10 protein-coding genes are annotated in these 18922 nt (G+C 58.9%); 8 read left to right on the forward strand and 2 right to left on the reverse strand.

Annotated features, from left to right (window positions below; translation table 11 throughout):
• Positions 1-38 precede the first annotated feature (38 nt).
• Entirely contained in the window at positions 39-992 is a 954-nt protein-coding gene (locus ACQRC0_RS01605; protein ID WP_427727197.1) for a helix-turn-helix transcriptional regulator, read from the reverse strand.
• Positions 993-1473: 481 nt separating this feature from the next.
• Positions 1474-2148: a hypothetical protein gene (locus ACQRC0_RS01610; RefSeq protein WP_427727200.1), complete on the reverse strand. Its 675-nt coding sequence runs from the start codon at positions 2146-2148 to the stop codon at positions 1474-1476.
• 738 nt (positions 2149-2886) lie between these two features.
• Here ACQRC0_RS01610 and bilR point away from each other — a divergent pair.
• The 8 genes from bilR (at position 2887) to ACQRC0_RS01650 (ending at position 18716) form a co-directional block, all read left to right on the forward strand.
• Entirely contained in the window at positions 2887-4917 is a 2031-nt protein-coding gene (gene bilR / locus ACQRC0_RS01615; protein WP_427727203.1) for a bilirubin reductase, long form, read from the forward strand.
• Positions 4918-5371: 454 nt separating this feature from the next.
• Positions 5372-5767 (forward strand): helix-turn-helix domain-containing protein, encoded by a 396-nt coding sequence (locus ACQRC0_RS01620; protein WP_229770663.1) that lies wholly within the window; start codon positions 5372-5374, stop codon positions 5765-5767.
• 285 nt (positions 5768-6052) lie between these two features.
• The gene (locus ACQRC0_RS01625; protein ID WP_427727206.1) at positions 6053-8935 is read left to right on the forward strand and encodes a proton-conducting transporter membrane subunit; all 2883 of its coding nucleotides are present in this window, start codon (positions 6053-6055) and stop codon (positions 8933-8935) included.
• A gap of 12 nt (positions 8936-8947) precedes the next feature.
• Entirely contained in the window at positions 8948-9541 is a 594-nt protein-coding gene (locus tag ACQRC0_RS01630; protein WP_427727209.1) for an NADH-quinone oxidoreductase subunit B family protein, read from the forward strand.
• Complete coding sequence (locus tag ACQRC0_RS01635; RefSeq protein ID WP_427727212.1) at positions 9541-10227, forward strand: NADH-quinone oxidoreductase subunit C; 687 nt, start codon at positions 9541-9543, stop codon at positions 10225-10227. The genes ACQRC0_RS01630 and ACQRC0_RS01635 overlap by 1 nt, the downstream gene beginning before the upstream one ends.
• A 5-nt stretch (positions 10228-10232) precedes the next feature.
• Positions 10233-11321, forward strand: coding sequence for a nickel-dependent hydrogenase large subunit (locus ACQRC0_RS01640; protein WP_427727215.1), 1089 nt, complete (start codon positions 10233-10235; stop codon positions 11319-11321).
• Between the two features lie 7 nt (positions 11322-11328).
• Positions 11329-11670, forward strand: a complete 342-nt coding sequence (locus ACQRC0_RS01645) for a 4Fe-4S dicluster domain-containing protein (RefSeq protein ID WP_154516624.1) — start codon at positions 11329-11331, stop codon at positions 11668-11670.
• Between the two features lie 707 nt (positions 11671-12377).
• A complete protein-coding gene (locus ACQRC0_RS01650) occupies positions 12378-18716 on the forward strand; it encodes a Spy0128 family protein (protein WP_427727219.1) in 6339 nt (2112 codons plus the stop codon).
• Positions 18717-18922 lie beyond the last annotated feature (206 nt).

Raw genomic sequence — 18922 nt, forward strand, 5'->3', positions numbered from 1 at the left:
AAGCGGGATTCATATTGATTAGCCCAACGTAATCAACGTTATGAACATCTGATTTTCTGCAGCAACTGCATCCTGTTGCTAACATCGGCCTTCTGGTAAATGTTATGTGTATGAGATTTGACGGTGCCAGTCGAAATAAACAACAGTTCGGATATCTCCTGTGTGCTTTTCTCCTTGAGCAAGAATCCCAGAATCTCTCGCTCTCTGAGACTAAGGCCAATAGATGTCGCATAGGCGTCTATGATTTCTTCCGAAAGCTCTCCTGTCAAGGCTTCATAGCTAATCGGTTTCACTGTGATCTTGTCAACAAGAAAACGCGCCGCAACAACAATAAGATATGCGGCAACAACTATCTGGGAGACGCTTTCGCCAAAATTGCGGCTTCGAATCGCGCCGCTAGTTACTAGGCTTGCAACATCATTATTTAGCCCATAATGTAACCCCGTAAGAATATCCTCAAAGACAGTCATTAATCCAAGGATTCCAACCAGTCGCAAGAACATATCTAACCTTAAAAACATGCTCTTATGCACTGTTTTGCCAAAGGACCTGCTACCGATAAAGGCTAGTACGATAACCAGAAGCTGGAATGGCAATAAATAACAAATATACAAGAATCCTGTACGCACCTTTAACAAAGGGAACATGATGAGCCAGATGAACAATGGCGCTTCCACCAATGTCAATATCCATGTTTTTGACCCTCCAACAGCCCCCTTGAATAAATGACATATGAGAAAGGCGCAGGCGAAATATAATAGCGACTTGATTACTACGGGCACCGAAAAAAAATTATGAAAGTAATAATAAAGGGGCGAACTAATTTCGTATCCTCGAACTATTAGCTCAATCAAGTACTGGCTTAGCATAAACAGAGCGATATACAGATATTCCTTCTTTTGACCTCCGATATAGAGGATTAAATAAAGGGCTGCACAGATTACACAGCCAGATTTTATTAATAAACTTAAAACAGCAGACAGTACCAGCATCAGGACCCACCACCCTTTTCCTTCTATAGCGCGCAGTGCCCTATTTAATTCATATCATTTGTCCGCAATCCGTCTTCTGGATCTCCTTGCTCTGCTTCTAGTAAGCAAGCATTTTCCCGCAACCTCTTCAGCATCCTTTCAATAGTACGTCATATAATACCAGTTGCAGCGTCCGTATCATTCGCTATGAATATCGCCGCCGTGCCCAGTAGCCTTCAGGCGTCCCGAAGGCCGGTGCGTCGCCGCTGACGGGCATGATGTGCTTTTTCGCGAGTCTAAAGATGCATAATCTACGGACTTTTCTTTCTCTTGTCATACTTTTGAAAGTGTTCGTAAGAGGCTACCGATCCATTGGAGGCGTAGAGAGTCCAGGTGATGCGCGGACTCATCCCATCGAGCAGGCGGGTGGAGTCTGGCCTTCCAAGTGGGATGAGCGCCGTCGGGGTGATCTTGCCTAAAGATATTGGACTGTTTAATAGGACTAAACATAAGAAAACTCGATTATCAGGGGCGGGTGCCATAAGGCACACCGCCCCCCCTTGTGCGTATGGCGCCAGGACCATGCGCTCGAAAGCGTTGCCCAAACGCATGGTTCATCCGCACAAAGCCCATGGTCGCTATGGGCAAACATCGGTGCGCCTGCACATGGTTTTGAGCCTGTTCTCGAGCGAAAGTATGGCTGTCGATACGCATGCAATTCGCATGAAACCCGGGCTCGTCCGAGAGCCCTATAAAGGAGGATTCGCATGAGATTGCGCTCGATCATCATCGCCCGACCCAGACACGTGCCGTGCACCTTGATCGCACCGGTCATGGTGTTGAGGCAGAACATGTCGTTATAGCGTGTGAGCGGGCCTGTCGAGCGGGCAATCTTCTCGTCTAGATCGCGTTCGATGATGTAGCGCACGGCTTCGTCCTGCAGCATATCGCCTTCGGAGAGCTCGGCGCGGGTGATGGCTGCAAGGGGGGGGTCGTCGGCATCGTCGAGCTCAAAGCCACCGCGGGCGGCATAGCGGTAGACGGGATCGACGACGAGCACCGGGTTGCCCATAACGGTAGAGGCTGTTTGCGTGAGGTTCTTGAGTCCCGCGTCGCTCAAGAGCGCCTCGAGCAGCGCTTGCTTTGCGGTGGACCTATCGGTGGTACTCGGTTGCATGGGTGTCCCCTCTGCCGCGTCTTCGCCGTAGTCGACGCGTGACCAAATTATTATCGCAGGCTGCGCAGTATTAGGTTGTTTAAAAAGGTGAGTGTGGCGGTCGTTTCCTCGAACGGGGACGGTGTTGCTGCTGGGGTTTGTCTCGATCTGTAACAGGTGGGTCCGATTTTGGTCTGTAGATGTTACAGATTGAGATTTCCGGCGAGCGGGGCTCCGTTTGTCTCGATCTGTAACACGAGGGACGGATTTTGCCGAGTTGTTGTTACAGATTGAGATATTCGGACGGACAGTTGCCGTTTGTCTTGATCTGTAACAGGTGGAGGCCAAAAGTCGGTCTAGATGTTACAGATTGAGATGTTTGGTCGGACCGAGTTTGTTCGTCTCGATCTGTAACATCTGGGGTCGTTTTTGGCCTGTAGGTGTTACAGATCGAGATTTTCCGACGGAACGCTTCCGTTTGTCTTGATCTGTAACAGGTAGGGGTCAAAAGCGGGTCTAGCTGTTACAGATTGAGATTGTTGAGGATGGGTCGAGAGAAATATCTCGATCTGTAACAGTAAGACCCGGTTTTGCTGGGTAGCTGTTACAGATTGAGACAAACCGACGGGCCGCCCCGCCCCATCCGCCTGCCGCTGCCTGCTATCCGCCGATTTTCGTTGTGCCGCTGTACCCCCATGCCATATCCTCTAAACAACTACGCGGCACCATCGCCGCCGCGTCTACAAGAGAGGAATGTCCATGACCGCACCTGCGTCCAAGCTGCTCCAGCCCATTACGGTTGGCCCCCTTGAGCTCAAGAACCGCATTATGTTTCCGCCGCTGACCACCGGCTATGAGGAGCGCGACGGTTCCATCGGCGAGCGCAGCCTGGCTTTTTACGAGCGCCTGGCCTGTGGCGGCGTGGGCTACATCGTCATCGGCGACGTCGCTCCCGTCATGACCGCAAGCCCCACGCCCAAGCTGGCAACCGACGCCCAGATCCCCACGTTTAAGGCACTGGCCGACGCCGTCCACAAGCACGGTGCCAAGGTCGCGCTGCAGCTGTTCCACCCCGAGTACGACGTGCCCGGTGTCGGTCGCATGGTCATGGGCTCCATGGCTGCGGCCAAAGCTGCGCAGGAGGCCAAGGCCGCCGGCGACGAGGAGACCTTTGCCGCCAAGATGGCCGAGTCCAACGAGATCCGCAAGCAGGCATATGCCAAGCTGCACCACGATATGCAGCACTTTGTGAACGAGGCGAGCGTAGAGCAGCTCACCCAGATCAAGGAGGCCATCGCTGCCTCGGCCGCTCGCGCGCAGCAGGCCGGCATCGATGCCATCGAGGTCCACGGCGACCGCCTGGTGGGTTCGCTGTGCTCTGCGATCCTCAACAAGCGAACCGACGAGTACGGTGGCTCGTTTGAGAACCGCGTTCGCTACGCGCTGGAGGTCGTCGCTGCCATCAAGGAAGCCGCGCCGCAGCTGATGGTGGAGTATAAGCTCCCCGTGATCATGGAGAACCCCGATGGCACGCCGCGTGGCAAGGGCGGCCTGCAGCCCGACGAGGCCTGCGAGTTCGCCAAGCTGCTCGAGGGCGCGGGCATCGATATGATCCAGGTTGCACAGGCCAACCACACCGGCAATATGGGCGATACCATTCCGTCCATGGGCGCCATGCCCTACAACTGGACGCTGCCCGTGGCCGAGCGCGTCAAGGCCCTGGTCTCCGTGCCGGTGGCGACTGTGGGCCGTGTTGTCTCGGTCGAGGCTGGCGAGAAGATCCTGGAAGACGGCGCAGCCGATATCGTCGCCTATGGCCGCTCGCTCATGTGCGACCCCGACATTGCGCTGAAGGCCGCCACGGGCGAACCCATCCGCGAGTGCCTCAACTGCAACAAGGGCTGCGTCGATGCGATTCAAAACCGCAAGTACATCTCGTGTGTGCTCAATGCCGAGAACGGCGACGAGGCCACCATCGCGATTAAGCCGGGCGTGGGCGACAAGAAGATCGCCGTTGTGGGCGGCGGTATTGCCGGTCTGGAGGCCGCGCGCGTGGCGGTCAAGCGCGGCTACGACGTGACCGTCTACGAGGCGAGCGATCATCTGGGCGGCCAGATTGTGCTGGCGGCCGCGCCTCCGCGCAAGGACGAGATCATGCGCTCGGTCGAGTATTACGAGAAGATTCTGCCCGGCCTGGGCGTGAAGGTTGAGCTCAACCATGCCGCTACCACTGAGGACCTCAACGCCGCCGACGCCGCGATTGTGGCTGTGGGCGCGCACGACGTGGTCATCCCCGTTCCGGGTGCCGATTCTAAGAAGGTCGTCTCGAGCTGGGACGTGCTGGCCGGCAAGGTGGAGCTTACGGGCCGCGTCGCCGTCATTGGCGGTGGCCTGGTGGGCACCGAGACTGCCGAGTACCTGCTGCAGCACGGTTGCGAAGTGGCGATCGTGGAGATGCTCGACAAGATTGCCGCGGGCGAGTCCGAGACCATTCTGCCGCTGATTATGAGCGACTTTGCAGAGCACAACGTGGAGCAGCATGTTAAGACCCGTCTGACCGCCATTACCGACGAGGGCGTGGAGGCCATTCGCACTGCCGATGACGGCGCCGAGGAGCCGGTGAAGATCGCCTGCGATTACGTGGTGATGGCCGTCGGTTCCAAGGCCAACGCGTTTGACTTGGATGGCGTTACGGTGCCCGTGACCTGTGTGGGCGACTGCTCGGGCGAGCGCACCGCCGACATTGCGAACGCCATTCGCACGGCATATCACGCGGCCAACGAGCTGTAGTTGAACATCGCGGCCAGGCGGGGCGGTAGCACGGATCTGTCTCGCCCGGCCGCGTCCCATCGGGTGTCAATCGGGGCGGGGCCTGCAAGCGCAGCAGGTCCCGCCCTTTTTGTTTTGCCCCGGTGGACGGCAATGCGCGCTAATCATGGGGAGTGAGGCGTCTACTGCCTTGCAGGCTGCTCAAAATTATTGGAGGAGGGGTTAATAATCATATCCTCTATTCCAAAGGATATAAAGAGATGCCAATTTTGCTGGCAAGCGAATGACGATTAGCTGCGAGCTAGTTACCAGCGTAAATAATCAATAAAGAAATGTCGTAAATTGGTGTCAAATTCCCAGATAGCGCCGCGTCTATTTTAATTAACTGCTTTGAGCAAACAGTAAAATGCTACTATCTAACTTGCGCGTAAGAAAGCAATTTAACGTTTAAGGCTAAGAAGTAGAAGTGGCAGGTATGTCAGAAACAACAAGGACTCGCACGCATGCGCCCGAGATTAGGCAGCGTGCTGTCGAGATCCTCCAAGAAGGGGTCGGCCATCGCGCGCTCGCCGCAGAGCTTGGCATCCCCCAGGCCACAGCCCGTCAGTGGGCCCGTGCGTATGCCGTGGGCGGCGCCGACGCCGTTCTCAATGCGGGCTCTCATCACCACACATATTCGTTTGACGTTAAGCTTGCCGTGGTTAAGGACCGCTTGGAACATGGTCTGACGGTGCGTGAGGTCATGGTCAAGCACAAGATCCCCAGCGAGTCTTCGGTTAAAGCTTGGTGCCGACAGTATCGCGACGGTGGCGAGGCCGCCTTGGTCGATAAGCCGCGGGGTCGTAAACCGCGCGTTAAAAAGGCGGAATAGCGAACGGGATGGTGCGTCCGCAGGGGCGCATTTTTCTTGCCGCGCCAACTTTTTGGACCGCCGCGAGTCTATCGGGACATCCTTCAAAGTGGTCAATAAACCGCGCGCAGTGGCCCGTGCGCCCGCCGCTACGATAGGGGGAGCGTCGCCTCTCTGCTCCAAAGCGGACATGCCCTTACCCCATACGCCTAAAACCCCCAGTTGACCGAAAACCTGCCGCCTGAACCCCCAATTTGAGCTATAACGTTAAATAATTGCAGCGTTTTTGCATGGGGGAGTGATGGTATGACGCTACTGTATTTCCTTACCCTGTTTCCGCTGGTACCGGCGATGGGCATGCTGCTCGCGCGCAGTGACCGAGCCCGCGATGCGGTAGGGCTTGTAGGCTCCGGCATTATTATGGCGGTGACCGTTGTAGTTGCCGTCTTATTTTTTGGCACGGGTCCGCAGGGCTTTGAGGTTGCCCCCGGCACCTCGCATGTGCTCTCGATCATCAGCTCCGTCATCGACGTAATTCTGTGCGCCGTCATCCTGTACAACGCGTTCAAATATAGGAACGCGTTTACCGGTGTGCTCGGCGTGGTGCAGCTGGTGGGTTCGGTTGCCTTCGCTGCCATGACGCTGCCCACGGCCGAGGTCGTCACCGCCACGCCGCTCTACCTGGACTATATGAGCGTGATCATGGTGCTCGCCGTCGGCATTGTCGGCAGCCTGATCTGCGTGTATGCCCTGGGCTACATGAAGGACTTCCAGGCGCACGATGAGCGCGAGGCCGCGCTGCGTGGGCAGACCGCGCCCGACCGACGCCCGCAGTTCCTGGCGCTTATGTTCCTGTTCCTTTCGGCCATGTTCGTCATCGTGACGAGCGACAACCTGGAGTGGCTGTTCTGCGGCTGGGAAATCACCACCGTGTGCTCGTTTCTTATGATTGGCTATACGCGCACGCCCGAGGCCATCAAAAACGCCTTTACCCAGATCATCCTCAACATGCTGGGCGGCATCGCGTTTTTGGCGGGCCTTATGTTCCTGCACGTCAACGGCGTGCCGCTGACCATCTCGGGCATGATCGAGCTTTCCGGCGCCGGAACCGCGCAATCCGCGCTGCTGGTGCTGCCGGTCGTCTTGCTGTCGATCGCCGCGCTTACCAAGGCCGCACAGATGCCGTTCCACACCTGGCTGCTCGGCGCCATGGTCGCCCCCACGCCCACGAGCGCCCTGCTGCACTCGTCCACCATGGTCAAGGCCGGCGTGTTTTTGATGGTCAAGCTGAGCCCGCTGTACGCCACCTATCCCGTGACCGGCTTTATGGTCACGAGCGTGGGCGCCATCACGTTTTTGCTCGCCGCCCTCATGGCCGTCTCGCAGAGCAATGCCAAGCGTGTGCTCGCGTACTCCACCATTTCCAACCTGGGCCTCATCAGTGCCTGCCTGGGTGTCGGCGCGCCCGAGGCCGTGTGGGCCGCCATCTTCTTGATCTTGTTCCATACGGTGGCAAAGTCGCTGCTGTTCCTGTGCGTGGGCACGGCCGAGCATCATATCGGCAGCCGCAATATCGAGGACATGGACGGCATGTTCAGTCGCATGCCGCACCTGACGCGCCTGATGATGCTGGGCATCATGGGCATGTTCGTGGCGCCGTTTGGCATGCTCGTGTCTAAGTGGGGCGCCCTGGTGGCGTTTGCGCAGACCGGCAATGTGCTCATGATCATGGTGCTGGCCTTTGGCTCGGCCGCGACGTTCTTCTTCTGGGGCAAGTGGCTCGCCAAGCTCTCGGGCGTGGATTCTACGGCCGAAAACGTGGAGGGCAATGTCCATAAGACCGAATGGATAGCGCTCAACACTATCGCCGCGCTGCTGATTCTGTGCTGTGTAGCGTTCCCGATTATCTCGAGCGGTCTGGTGTCGCCTTACTTGGCCATGGTGTTTGGCCGCGTGCCGTATGTTATTGGCAAGGATGCCATGTATCTAATGGTGGTTATCGTGGCTTTTATCGCCGTGGTGCTGCTGACTTCATTCCGCGTGAGCGACAAACCGCACGTAAACGTATATCTTTCGGGTGTGGGAACCGACAATTACCGTCATTTCCGCGGCTCGATGGGACACGAGGTGAAGGCCGAAAAGCGCAATTGGTACCTGGAGGACGCCCTTGGCGAGAATCGCATTGGCCCCGCGGGCAGCATCGTGTGCTGCAGCATCATCCTGTTCGCGCTGCTATGCTGCGCATGGATTGGTCCCGATACGCTCGCCATGGGCGAGCCCTCGGTGCTGCGCGGCAAGTATTTCGAAGGCTCGGGTGTCGTAGGCATCTTTATAGGCACCGTGGCGTTTGCCCTGCTGGCGCCTTTGGTTGGTGGCCTGATCGACGGCGTCGACCGCAAGCTGTCCGCCCGCATGCAGGGCCGCGTGGGACCACGTCTGCTGCAACCGTTCTACGATGTAGCCAAGCTCCTGCGCAAAGCCCCTGCCAGCGTAAACACCGTGGACGATACCTACATGGCGTGCGCGCTCATCTTTACCGTGGTGGGCGGCGGCATCTTTGTGTCGGGTTCCAACACACTGTTATGCGCCTTTATGGTTACCCTCGCTGCGATCTTTGTGGTGCTGGCGTCCGCCTCGACGCAAAGCCCGTTTGCCCAGGTCGGAGCCGACCGCGAGCTGCTGCAGGTCATGAGTTACGAGCCCGCCGTTTTGCTGATGAGTGTGGGCCTGTACCTTGCCACCGACAGCTTCGATTCCATCGCCGTGACGGGGCAGTCGGCCCCCATCATCGTGTACAGCGCGCCCATTTTCCTCGCGCTGCTCGCGGTGCTTACCATCAAACTGCGCAAGTCGCCGTTTGACCTTTCGTACTCGCATCACGCGCATCAGGAGATCGTCCAGGGCGTCGCCACCGAGATGAGCGGCGGCACGCTGGCCAAGATGACCCTTATGCACTGGTGCGAGACCGTGCTGTTTTTGATGTGGGTGGGCATGTTCTTTGTTTGGGACAACCCGGTGAGCTGGGTGGCCGCCCTGGTCGTTATGGTCATGACGTATTTTGTCGAGGTACTGATCGATAACACCTTCGCCCGTAGCACCTGGCGCAGCTGCTTTAAGCTCGGCTGGGGTGTGGCGCTGGTGTTTGGCCTGCTCAACCTTATGCCCATCCTCGTCGACGTGTTTATTTAGGAGGCGGCATCCATGGATCATAAAATGTCGCGCTCGCCGTGGGTTATTCATTACGACGGCACGAGCTGCAACGGATGCGATATCGAGGTGCTGGCCTCGCTCACGCCGCTGTTCGATGCGGAGCGCTTTGGCGTGGTCAACACCGGCAACCCCAAACATGCGGACATCTTTTTGGTGACGGGGTCGGTCAACGCCCAGAACTTGCCCGTCGTGCGCCAGATCTACAACCAGATGCTCGAGCCCAAGTGCGTGGTGGCGTGCGGCATCTGCGCGTGCTCGGGCGGCGTGTTCCGCGATGCGTACAACGTGATCGGTGGCGTGGACCGCGCGATTCCCGTGGATGTGTACGCGCCAGGATGCGCCATTCGTCCCGAGACGGTGATCGACGCCATCGTGGAGGCGTGCGGCATTCTGGACCAGAAGGAGGCCGTGATGCGCGCCGGCGGCGACCCGCTTACCGTGGGCGGTGCTGCTACCTGGGATGGCGGCGTTGAGCTGGGCGAGGACGGATTTGTGGCCGCGGCTGAGGCCGGCGACGCGACCGCCGCTGGCGACGCACCTGCTGGGATGTCCGCCGCGTCCGCCGCTGCAAGGGGGGCCGAGTAATGCAAAAGGCAATCTATACCACCGTCGAGCTCGATGCGCTGCTGTCGCATGTCCAGGCGCTCAAGGGTGCCGGTGCCCGCTTTGTGCAGATGCACGCCGAGCGCAATGTGGACGACGGCACGTATCGCTTGGTCTATACGTTCATCAACGTTCGTGCTGCCCAGGAGCAGATCGCGCAGGACGGCAGCTATGCGATTGAGAACCTGGTGGTTGAGGGCATCGACCAGTACCAGGAGATTCCGTCCATCAGCTCGTACTACCCTGCGGTGTTCCCGTTTGAAAATGAGGCACACGACCTGTTTGGGCTTGCCATTACCGACATGCAGATTGACTTTAAGGGCTTTTTCTACCAGGTCTCGACTGCCGAGCCCATGAGCGTCATCACGCCCGAGGTTAAGGCTGCGCGCGAGAAGGCCATGAAGGTCCGTGCCGCCGCCGAGGCCAAGGCGCGCAAGGCCGCGGCCGCTGCGGGGGAGGGCGCTGGCGATGCTGCGGGCGCTGCCGTCGCTCAGCCCGCTGCGGCTGCCGGCTCCGATGCTCAGCATGACGAGGCTGCCGCCAAGGCCGCGCTCAAGGCTGCCGAGATGGAGGCAAAGCTCGCCGCCATGGATCCCGAGAAAGCGGCCAAGGTTCGCGCGGCGCTTGCCGCCAAAGCCGCCCGCGATAAGCAGAAAAAGGAGGCGTAAGGTCCATGGCACATCGCTCCGTTATTCCGTTTGGCCCGCAGCACCCGGTGCTGCCCGAGCCGCTTCATCTAGACCTGGTGCTCGAGGACGACCGCATTATCGAGGCTATTCCTCAGATCGGCTTTGTGCACCGCGGACTCGAGAAGCTCACCGAAAAGCGTGACATGCACCAGTTTGGCTACATCGCCGAGCGCATCTGCGGCATTTGCGCCGTGGGTCACAGCTGCGGCTATGCCAGCGCCTGCGAGCGCATGCTCGATATCGAGGTGCCTGGCCGCGTGCAGTATATTCGCACCATTTTGCACGAGCTTTCGCGCATTCACTCGCACCTGCTGTGGCTGGGCCTGCTCGCCGATGCCTTTGGCTTCGAGGCGCTGTTCTATCGTTCGTGGACCCTGCGCGAGCAGATTCTCAAGATCTTTGAGAGCACGTGCGGCGGCCGCGTGATTCTGTCGATTAACGAGATCGGCGGCCTTAAGCATGACATTGAGGACTCCGAGCTGTCGGGCATTGTCCAGACGCTCGACGCCATGCGCCCCGACTACGAGGCCCTGGTGCATACCTTTTTGGACGACGACAGCTGCGGCGAGCGCCTGCATGGCGTGGGCGTGATCAGCAAGAAAGACGCGCTGGACCTGTCGATGGTCGGTCCGTTTGGGCGCGCCTCGGGCGTGGACTACGACGTGCGCATGTTTGGCGACGGTGCCTATGCGGACCTGGCTGCGTTTGAGCCCATCGTTGCCACCGATGGCGACTGCTATGCCCGCTGCCAGGTGCGCTGTGCCGAGGTCACGCAGGCCATGGACATCATTAAGGAGCTTGTGGGCAAGATTCCGCACGACGGCATCGGCGGGCGCACCAAGCTTACGCCGGCCGATGGCGCACGCGGCGAGGTTGTGATGGAGCAACCGCGCGGCGAGGCGTACTACTATGTGCGCGGTAACGGCACCAAGAATTTGGACCGTTTCCGCGTGCGCACGCCGACGTCGCAAAACCTGGCGGGCCTGACGCATGCACTGCAGGGCGTGCTCATTGCCAACGTGCCCATGATTATCCTGACCATCGACCCCTGCATTAGTTGCACGGAAAGGTAGGCGCGGCATGAGTTTGATGACATTTGCCAAGACGGCCTTGGGCTCTATGGTCAAGCAGCCGGTCACGGTGTGCTATCCGCAGGAGAAGCTGGCGGCGCCCGAGCGCCTCCGCGGGCATATCGTCAACGATATGGACGTGTGCATCTGCTGCGGTATGTGCGCGCGTCGCTGCCCGGCGGGCGCGCTTGCGGTCGATCGCAAGGGTGGTACCTGGTCGATCGACCCGTACGCCTGCGTGGTGTGCGGCGAGTGCATCGAGAGCTGCCCCAAGCACTGCCTGACTATGGACACCGCCCGTACTCCGGTTGCGGCGAACAAGACTCCCACGGTAGAAACCAAGCCGGAATAGCGCTGGAATAGGGGCCGGTGGGGCAAAAATGCCCTACCGGCCCCGCGCGTGAACGTGCGGCTAAGCCTCCGCGAACAAAACTATGCCGGATTACGGGGCTGAATTGCGAATCCCCAACCATATCGAAAACCACGAAGATAAAACCGCAGGTAGACAGCTCGCTTTTTTCAAAAATAGAGGGTATGGATGAGGGCCCCGACTTTAGCTCCGTAATCTGGCATAGTTTTGAAATGCCACCATATCAGTAACAGCGCTTGATCTCCCGCGGGCGAAGGAAAACGGATCATTTTGGCCTTGCGAGGGCTGCCGCGCGACCCGTCTGCCACGAAATGGGCCCATCTACTACGTTTAAGCCGCTACCCTCAACCATGCCAAAAAGCGCGAAAACGAAACCGCAGGTAGAACGCCTGCGGTTTTTCATGAAACGCGGTTGTGGTCAGGGGCATCGGGTTAAACATAGTAGATAGGCCAGTTTCGTGGCGAGCACCACCAATTGATCCCCCGGGGACGGAGGAAAACGGGTTCTTTTGCCCCGTCCATCTTGAGTCGCACCCGTTTTCCTGCGAAAACGCTCGTGTCTCAACTATGGTGAGACATTTGTCTCACGCTCAAAACCGAATCTGGAACGTGTGTCACCTGCTCAAATTGTGTCTCATTCCGTAACTTGAGGCTGATGCAAGGCCTGAGTCTGCGAGAAGGGAGACGCGATGGGTAAGTACACGAGGGGTCTCTTGGCGGTGATGCTGGCCGTAGTGCTGGTATTGCCGGCTGCGGCATTTGCCATGCTGCCCGAGGCCAACGCCAGGTCCAGCACCGGAATGGATGGACCGACAATGACCGGAAAGGTCGTCGATCCCGATACCAGCGGCCGCTGGGAAATCTGGGCGGCTGGCCATAGCGGCAATAAAGTATCGACCCAACACGTCGGCCGAATCTGGACCGACAAGACGGTCAAGGCAACCGAGAAAAACGAGGAGTCGGATTTTCTGACTACGCTTTCGGCCATGTCCTCGACGTCCAATTCAACCGTGACGGTTACTACGCCGCTCGACATCGTGATGGTGCTGGATGCCTCTGGCTCGATGGATGGTGAGATGGGCGGTGGAGATTCCACCAAGCGTATCGATGCACTGGAGAGCGCTGCCAGCAGCTTCATCGACACCATTGCCAAACAAAACGAGAGCATCGAGGGCGTGGATAGGCAGCATAAGGTTGCAATCGTTAAGTTTGCGGGCAAGAAGTCCAACGATATCGGCAACGAGACGTATCCTGACGGAAGATACACCTACAATTACACACAGGTTATGAAAGACCTGACCGATTGCTCCGGCGGCAACGTGAAAGCTCTTAAGGATAGGATTGCCCAGATTACACCCGCTGGTGCAACGCGCGCCGACAATGGCCTGCAGCTGGCAGAGGGCATCACTTCTGGTCGCGCGGACGCCAAGAAGATTGTTGTGTTCTTTACCGACGGCACGCCGACAAGCTTCAGCGAGTTCAATCCGGATGTTGCTAACGCTGCCGTAACGGCCGCCAAGAGCATGAAGGACAGCAAGGCTACCGTTTATACTATCGGCATCTTTGATGGTGCGGATCCCAAAGCCAGCGTCCAGGATTCGAAGACAAGCCAAGAGAACAAGTTCATGCAGGCCGTTTCGAGCAACTACCCCAATGCCACGAAATGGAATTCTCACGGAACGCGTGCGGAAAACTCCGACTACTACAAGTCGGCGACCAATGCCGAAGAGCTCAAGAAGGTCTTCGACGACATTTCGCAGGCCATCACATCGGAGGCGCCTTATCCGACCGAAATCCATAAGGGCTACGACGAGACCAAGTCCGGCTACATCACGTTTACCGACGAGCTGGGCGACTTTATGCAGGTTGACGGATTTACCGAAGTCGTCATTAACGGCACGCCGTTTACCAAGGCGAGCAAGACGGTCAATAAAGAAACCAATACCGACACCTACGAGTTCACCGGCAAGGCAAAAGACCTGCTCATCACCGTGCAGCGCGCCGGCGATGACAATCCCCAGAAGGGCGATATCGTAACGGTCAATATTCCTGCGTCGTTGATTCCGCTGAGTCACTTTAAGACCGTAGACGGCAAGCTTTCGATCGACAACGTTAAGCCCATCCAGGTGAAGTATGCTTCGAGCGTGAAGGGTGTTGCGCTCGACAACCTATTTACGCCTGAGGAGGTCACGGGGCTCAAGGCTTACATCGAAAAGAATACGACCGTTGCCGACGATGGCACCAAGACCGTGAACTTCTACGCGAACAAGTGGGAGACCGGCGCGTTGGGCAATACGGTTGCGACCTTTGAGCCGGCCGACACCAACCGCTACTACTACTTCCAGAAACAGACCCCAATTTACACGGACAAGGACTGCACGCAGCCTGCAAAGAATTCGCTGGCAGATACCGGCACCTATTACTACAAGGATGAGTTTGAGGAGCAGGGCGAAAACGGCAAGGCCAAGCCCGCCTCTGCCGTCATCGAGTTTATCGGCGGCGACGCTGCGAAGTTTGACGGCGCTATTGTTTCTGACGAGGACGGCAGCCTTTCGTTTAGCGTGGGAACCGCGCGCCTAGCCTTTATCGACGAGCTCCACACCACCAAGGAGAGTGTGGGCGGCAACAACACTGGTACCGCGACCGACGTTCTTAACCCCAAGTGGAACAACGTGTCCGCCAAGGCGACCGCGACGCATGTCAATTCCTACCTGGGCAACAACGGCAAGATCAGCTTTAACGTGATGCCGACAACGGTGGATACCAAGGCCAGCTTTGGCCTGACCAAGGTGCTCGAGGGCCGCAGCTGGACGGATGCGGACGAGTTTAAGTTTGAACTCTCCGCAACGTCTGAGAATGACGCCCCGATGCCCGCACACGCGACCGCGACCGTGACCAATGACGACCTGGACGACAATGGCAAGGCAGCTATCGACTTCGGCGAGATCACCTGCAACAAGCCGGGCGAGTACACCTATGAGGTCCGCGAGGTCAAGGGCGGCGCCGGTGGCATCACCTACAGCGAGAACGTTGCCACGTTCAAGGTGACCGTGGCGGTTAAGGCCACGGGTGGGCTTAAGGCTGACGTTGAAAAGATCTCGGGCAAGACCGAGTTCAAGAACACCTATAGCGCCAAGACGGAAACCCCGCTGATTCTTGAGGCAACCAAGACGCTCACGGGGCGCCCGATGGCCGATGACGAATTTAAGTTTGCGCTGAGCTATGCGGGGCACGACGAGGTTCTGCTGGATGCAACCAACAAGAGTGGCAAGGTTGAGTTCGGGCCGCTGACGTACACGACCGAGTCGCTTGCCAAGCTGGTCGAGGAGGGCAAGGCGTCGGTTGATGCTAGCTCCGACAAGCCCACGTGGACCATTCGCTACATTGCTGCCGAGCAGACCGGAAAGCTGCCTGCGGGCGTGAGCGCCACCGTGTCGGCAATTGACGCATGTGTAACCGTTGTCGACAACGGTGATGGTACCCTGACGGCGACGGCTGTCTACGGCGATGCCGGCAACGAGTTTGTGAACACCTACACTGCCGCGCCTGTCGAGGCATCGCTTGTGGGCAAGAAGAATCTGCAGGTTCCTGATGGCTTGACCCCGGCTGACATTGCCGGCAAGTTCACCTTTACCGTGACCGGTGAAGAGGGCGCACCCATGCCCGCGAACGCGAGCGTGACCAATGATGCCAAGGGCAAGGTCGACTTTGGCAAGATCACCTTTACGCTCGACGACCTTAACAAGGCTCTGGGCGAGAAGCCCGAGAAGCGCGAGCACACCTTTACCTACACCGTGACCGAGTCCGGTGAGGTCGCTGGCGTGACCAACGACGCCGAGACTTCGCGTACGGTTTCCTTCACCGTGACTGATGACGGCGAGGGTACTCTGAGGGTGTCCCGCAAGCCGGACGGCGATGCGGCATTTACGTTCACCAATACCTATAGCGTGACGCCCGTCGAGAAAAGCGTCACCGACCAGATCACCGCGACCAAGGTCCTGGACGGCCGCGGCCTCAAGGCTGGCGAGTTTAGATTCGAGCTCGTCGAGGGCGAGGGCGAGGACGCCAAGGTCGTCGCCACCGGCACCAACAATGCCGAAGGCAAGATCACGATGAACGCCGTGAAGTACGACAAGTCCGGCAAGCACACCTACACACTGCGCGAGGTCAACGGCGGAACCACCAGCAAGGGCGTCACGTACAGCGGCGCCAAGTACACCGTTGAGACCACCATCACTGACAACGGCGACGGTACCCTCAAGGCCGAGCATGTCCTGAAGGACGACGTCAAGGCTGCAACTTTCGAGAACACCTACAGCGTGACCCCGCTCGATGCAGAGCTCGACTTTGGCCTGAGCAAGGCCATCGACGGTCGCGACTGGACGGACTCCGACAAGTTCAGCTTTACCATCGCTGCTCCCGAGGGCACCCCGCTGCCCGACTCCGCAACCGTAACTGTGAGCAAGAAGGACGCGAAGGATGGCATCGCCGCCATCAAGTTCGGCAAGATCCACTACACGGCTGCCGGAACCTACAAGTACGAGATCCGCGAGAACGCGGGCAGCGCGGCCGGTATGACGTATGACGCGCATGTCGCAACCGCCGAAGTAACCGTGACTGATAACGGCAAGGGCGTCCTGATCGCCAACGTCACCAAGAAGGAAAGCGGCCGCTTTACCAACAAGTACCACACTGAGCTCAACTACACCGCGGCCGGCGGCCTTAAGCTCAGCAAGACCCTCTCCGGACGTCCCATGACCGAGGGTCAGTTCGCCTTTACCGTGACGCCCGCCGACGAGGCTTCGGCCATCGCGCTCGGCCTGCACGAGGGCGCCAACGTGTACAAGTCCCCTGCAACGGCAGAGGCAACGGTTGGTCTGATCGACGTCCTGGCTGGCCATGAGGTCAAGTTTACGCAGGATGACGCGGGCAAGACCTTTACATACACCGTTGCCGAGAAGAACGATGGCCAGCCCGGTTACACCTACGATGACGCCGAGCGCACCGTGACGATCGCTATCGCCGACGATGGTGCCGGCACGCTCACCGCCACGACGATCGTTTCCGGCGGACCCGAGGGCACGCATGCGACGGTCCACAAGAGCGGCGAGAACAAGGTCGAGAGCGCCGTGGTCCCGTTCGCCAACAGCTACCACGCATCGACCGATAACCCGGGCGGCGAGCTTGCGCAGATTGTCGCCACCAAGACCCTGACCGGTCGTCCGCTGGCCAACGGCGAGTTCTACTTTGGCATCGCCTATGCGGGCGAGACGGAAGCCATTGACGGCACTGTGGCGACCAACATCAACGGCCAGGTGAGCTTTGGCACGCTGCATTACACGACCGAGATGCTTGCCGACCTGGTAAACGCCAAACGCGCCATCCGCACCGACGCGGATGCCAAGCTTGCGTGGACTATCAACTACACGGCGTTTGAGTACACGTCCCCGCTCGCAGCAAAGGGTATTACTGCCGCGAAGTCGAGCTTTAGCTTTAAGGTCATCGTCGTCGACAACGGCGACGGCACTCTGACGGCGAAGCCTGACTACGGTGGCACCGAGCCCGTGTTCGAGAACGTCTATGGCGCCGAGGCCGTCGATGCCGCACTTGCCGGCGCCAAGAAGCTCCAGGCTGCCGAGGGCCTGACCCCGGCCGATATCACGGGTAAGTTCACCTTTACCGTGACCGCCGATGAGGCGGGCGCCCCGATGCCCGAGCGCACGGCCGCAACCAACGACGCGGCCGGCAACGTGGACTTTGGCAAGATCCACTTTACGCTCGAGGACCTCAACCGCGCCTTGGGCGTGACGGATGATGCGACCGATAAGGCCGAGGCAGACGAAGCTGACGAAGCCGAGGCCGACGAGGCAGAGGCTGAAGAGGCCGACGTCGACGCTGATGCCAATGCCGACGAGTCCGGCGGCGAGTCCGAGCCCGCAGCCCCCACCGCCCCGCGCTCGCACACCTTTACCTACACGGTGACCGAGTCCGGTAGCGCCCCTGGCGTGACCAACGACGCCAACGCCATGCGTAAGGTTTCCTACACCGTGACTGACGACGGTGACGGACATCTGAAGGTCGTGCGCGAGGGTGACGACGGCGCTGCCTTCACGTTCACCAACACCTACAGCGTGACGCCTACCGATTCTGTGGTGACCGATCAGGTCAAGACGGTCAAGCGTCTGACCGGACGCGACCTTGCAGCAGGCGAGTTCACGTTTGAGCTGCTCGAGGACGGCGTGGTTGTCGCGACCGGCACCAACGACGCCAATGGCACCGTCGCGCTGAGCCCGATCCGCTACGAGGCACCTGGCGCGCACACGTACATGCTGCGCGAGGCTTGCCCCAACGCGCTCGGCCTGTACAAGGGCGTCACCTATGACGGCACGACCTACACCGTCGTGACCACCGTCTCCGACAACGGCGACGGCACGCTGACCGCGACGCACAAGCTCGAGGGAACTACTGAGTCGGCTGGCTTTACCAACAAGTATCATGCCATGCCCACGCAGGTCTCCATCGGTGCCATCAAGGTGCTCGAGGGACGCGAGCTCAAGAAGGACGAGTTTAGCTTTAAGCTCGTTGGCGAGGACATTGAGTCTACGGTCACCAACGATGCCGACGGCAAGATCAACTTCGACAAGTTCGAGTACGACGAGCCCGGTACGTACGTCTACACCATCAGCGAGGTCAAGGGCGACGAGGCCGGTATGACCTATGACAAGTCCGTCTTTACCGCGACCGTCAACGTGGCCGATGACGGCGAGGGCAACCTCAAGGCGAATGTCGCCTTTACCAAGGGCGACAAGAGCGTCGAGGGCATCGTGTTCAACAACACGTACAAGAAGCCCGAGACGCCCGTGCCGACGCCCGATCCCGGCACGCCCAAGACCGTGACGAACATCGTCAAGACGGTCAAGGGTTTCCTGCCCACCACGGGTGACCAGCAGACCGCCGCACTGCTCATGGCGTCTGTTATCGCCATGGCCGGCGTCGGAGCCCTGGTCTGGGGTATCCGTAAACGCTAGGCTCCCCGCCGGCCGCCACGGAGGTATCTCCCTCCTCCGTGGCGGCGCTTTTGTGCGTAGGCGAGTAGGGCTCGCCACGAAACCGGCCCATCTACTACGTTTAGTCCCTTACCCCCAACCATGTCAAAAAACGCGAAAACAAAACCGCAGGTAGAACGCCTGCGGTTTTGCTCAAAACGAAGGTATGGTCAGGGGTATCGAGTTAA

The sequence above is a fragment of the Collinsella sp. SGI.033 genome, assembly GCF_050315135.1.
GTDB lineage: Bacteria > Actinomycetota > Coriobacteriia > Coriobacteriales > Coriobacteriaceae > Collinsella.

Bases quoted from the DNA above. Each gene is read 5' to 3' on its own strand.
- ACQRC0_RS01605 (WP_427727197.1), bottom strand. From the start codon at position 992: ATGCTGGTACTGTCTGCTGTTTTAAGTTTATTAATAAAATCTGGCTGT.
- ACQRC0_RS01610 (WP_427727200.1), bottom strand. From the start codon at position 2,148: ATGCAACCGAGTACCACCGATAGGTCCACCGCAAAGCAAGCGCTGCTC.
- bilR (WP_427727203.1), top strand. From the start codon at position 2,887: ATGACCGCACCTGCGTCCAAGCTGCTCCAGCCCATTACGGTTGGCCCC.
- ACQRC0_RS01620 (WP_229770663.1), top strand. From the start codon at position 5,372: ATGTCAGAAACAACAAGGACTCGCACGCATGCGCCCGAGATTAGGCAG.
- ACQRC0_RS01625 (WP_427727206.1), top strand. From the start codon at position 6,053: ATGACGCTACTGTATTTCCTTACCCTGTTTCCGCTGGTACCGGCGATG.
- ACQRC0_RS01630 (WP_427727209.1), top strand. From the start codon at position 8,948: ATGGATCATAAAATGTCGCGCTCGCCGTGGGTTATTCATTACGACGGC.
- ACQRC0_RS01635 (WP_427727212.1), top strand. From the start codon at position 9,541: ATGCAAAAGGCAATCTATACCACCGTCGAGCTCGATGCGCTGCTGTCG.
- ACQRC0_RS01640 (WP_427727215.1), top strand. From the start codon at position 10,233: ATGGCACATCGCTCCGTTATTCCGTTTGGCCCGCAGCACCCGGTGCTG.
- ACQRC0_RS01645 (WP_154516624.1), top strand. From the start codon at position 11,329: ATGAGTTTGATGACATTTGCCAAGACGGCCTTGGGCTCTATGGTCAAG.
- ACQRC0_RS01650 (WP_427727219.1), top strand. From the start codon at position 12,378: ATGGGTAAGTACACGAGGGGTCTCTTGGCGGTGATGCTGGCCGTAGTG.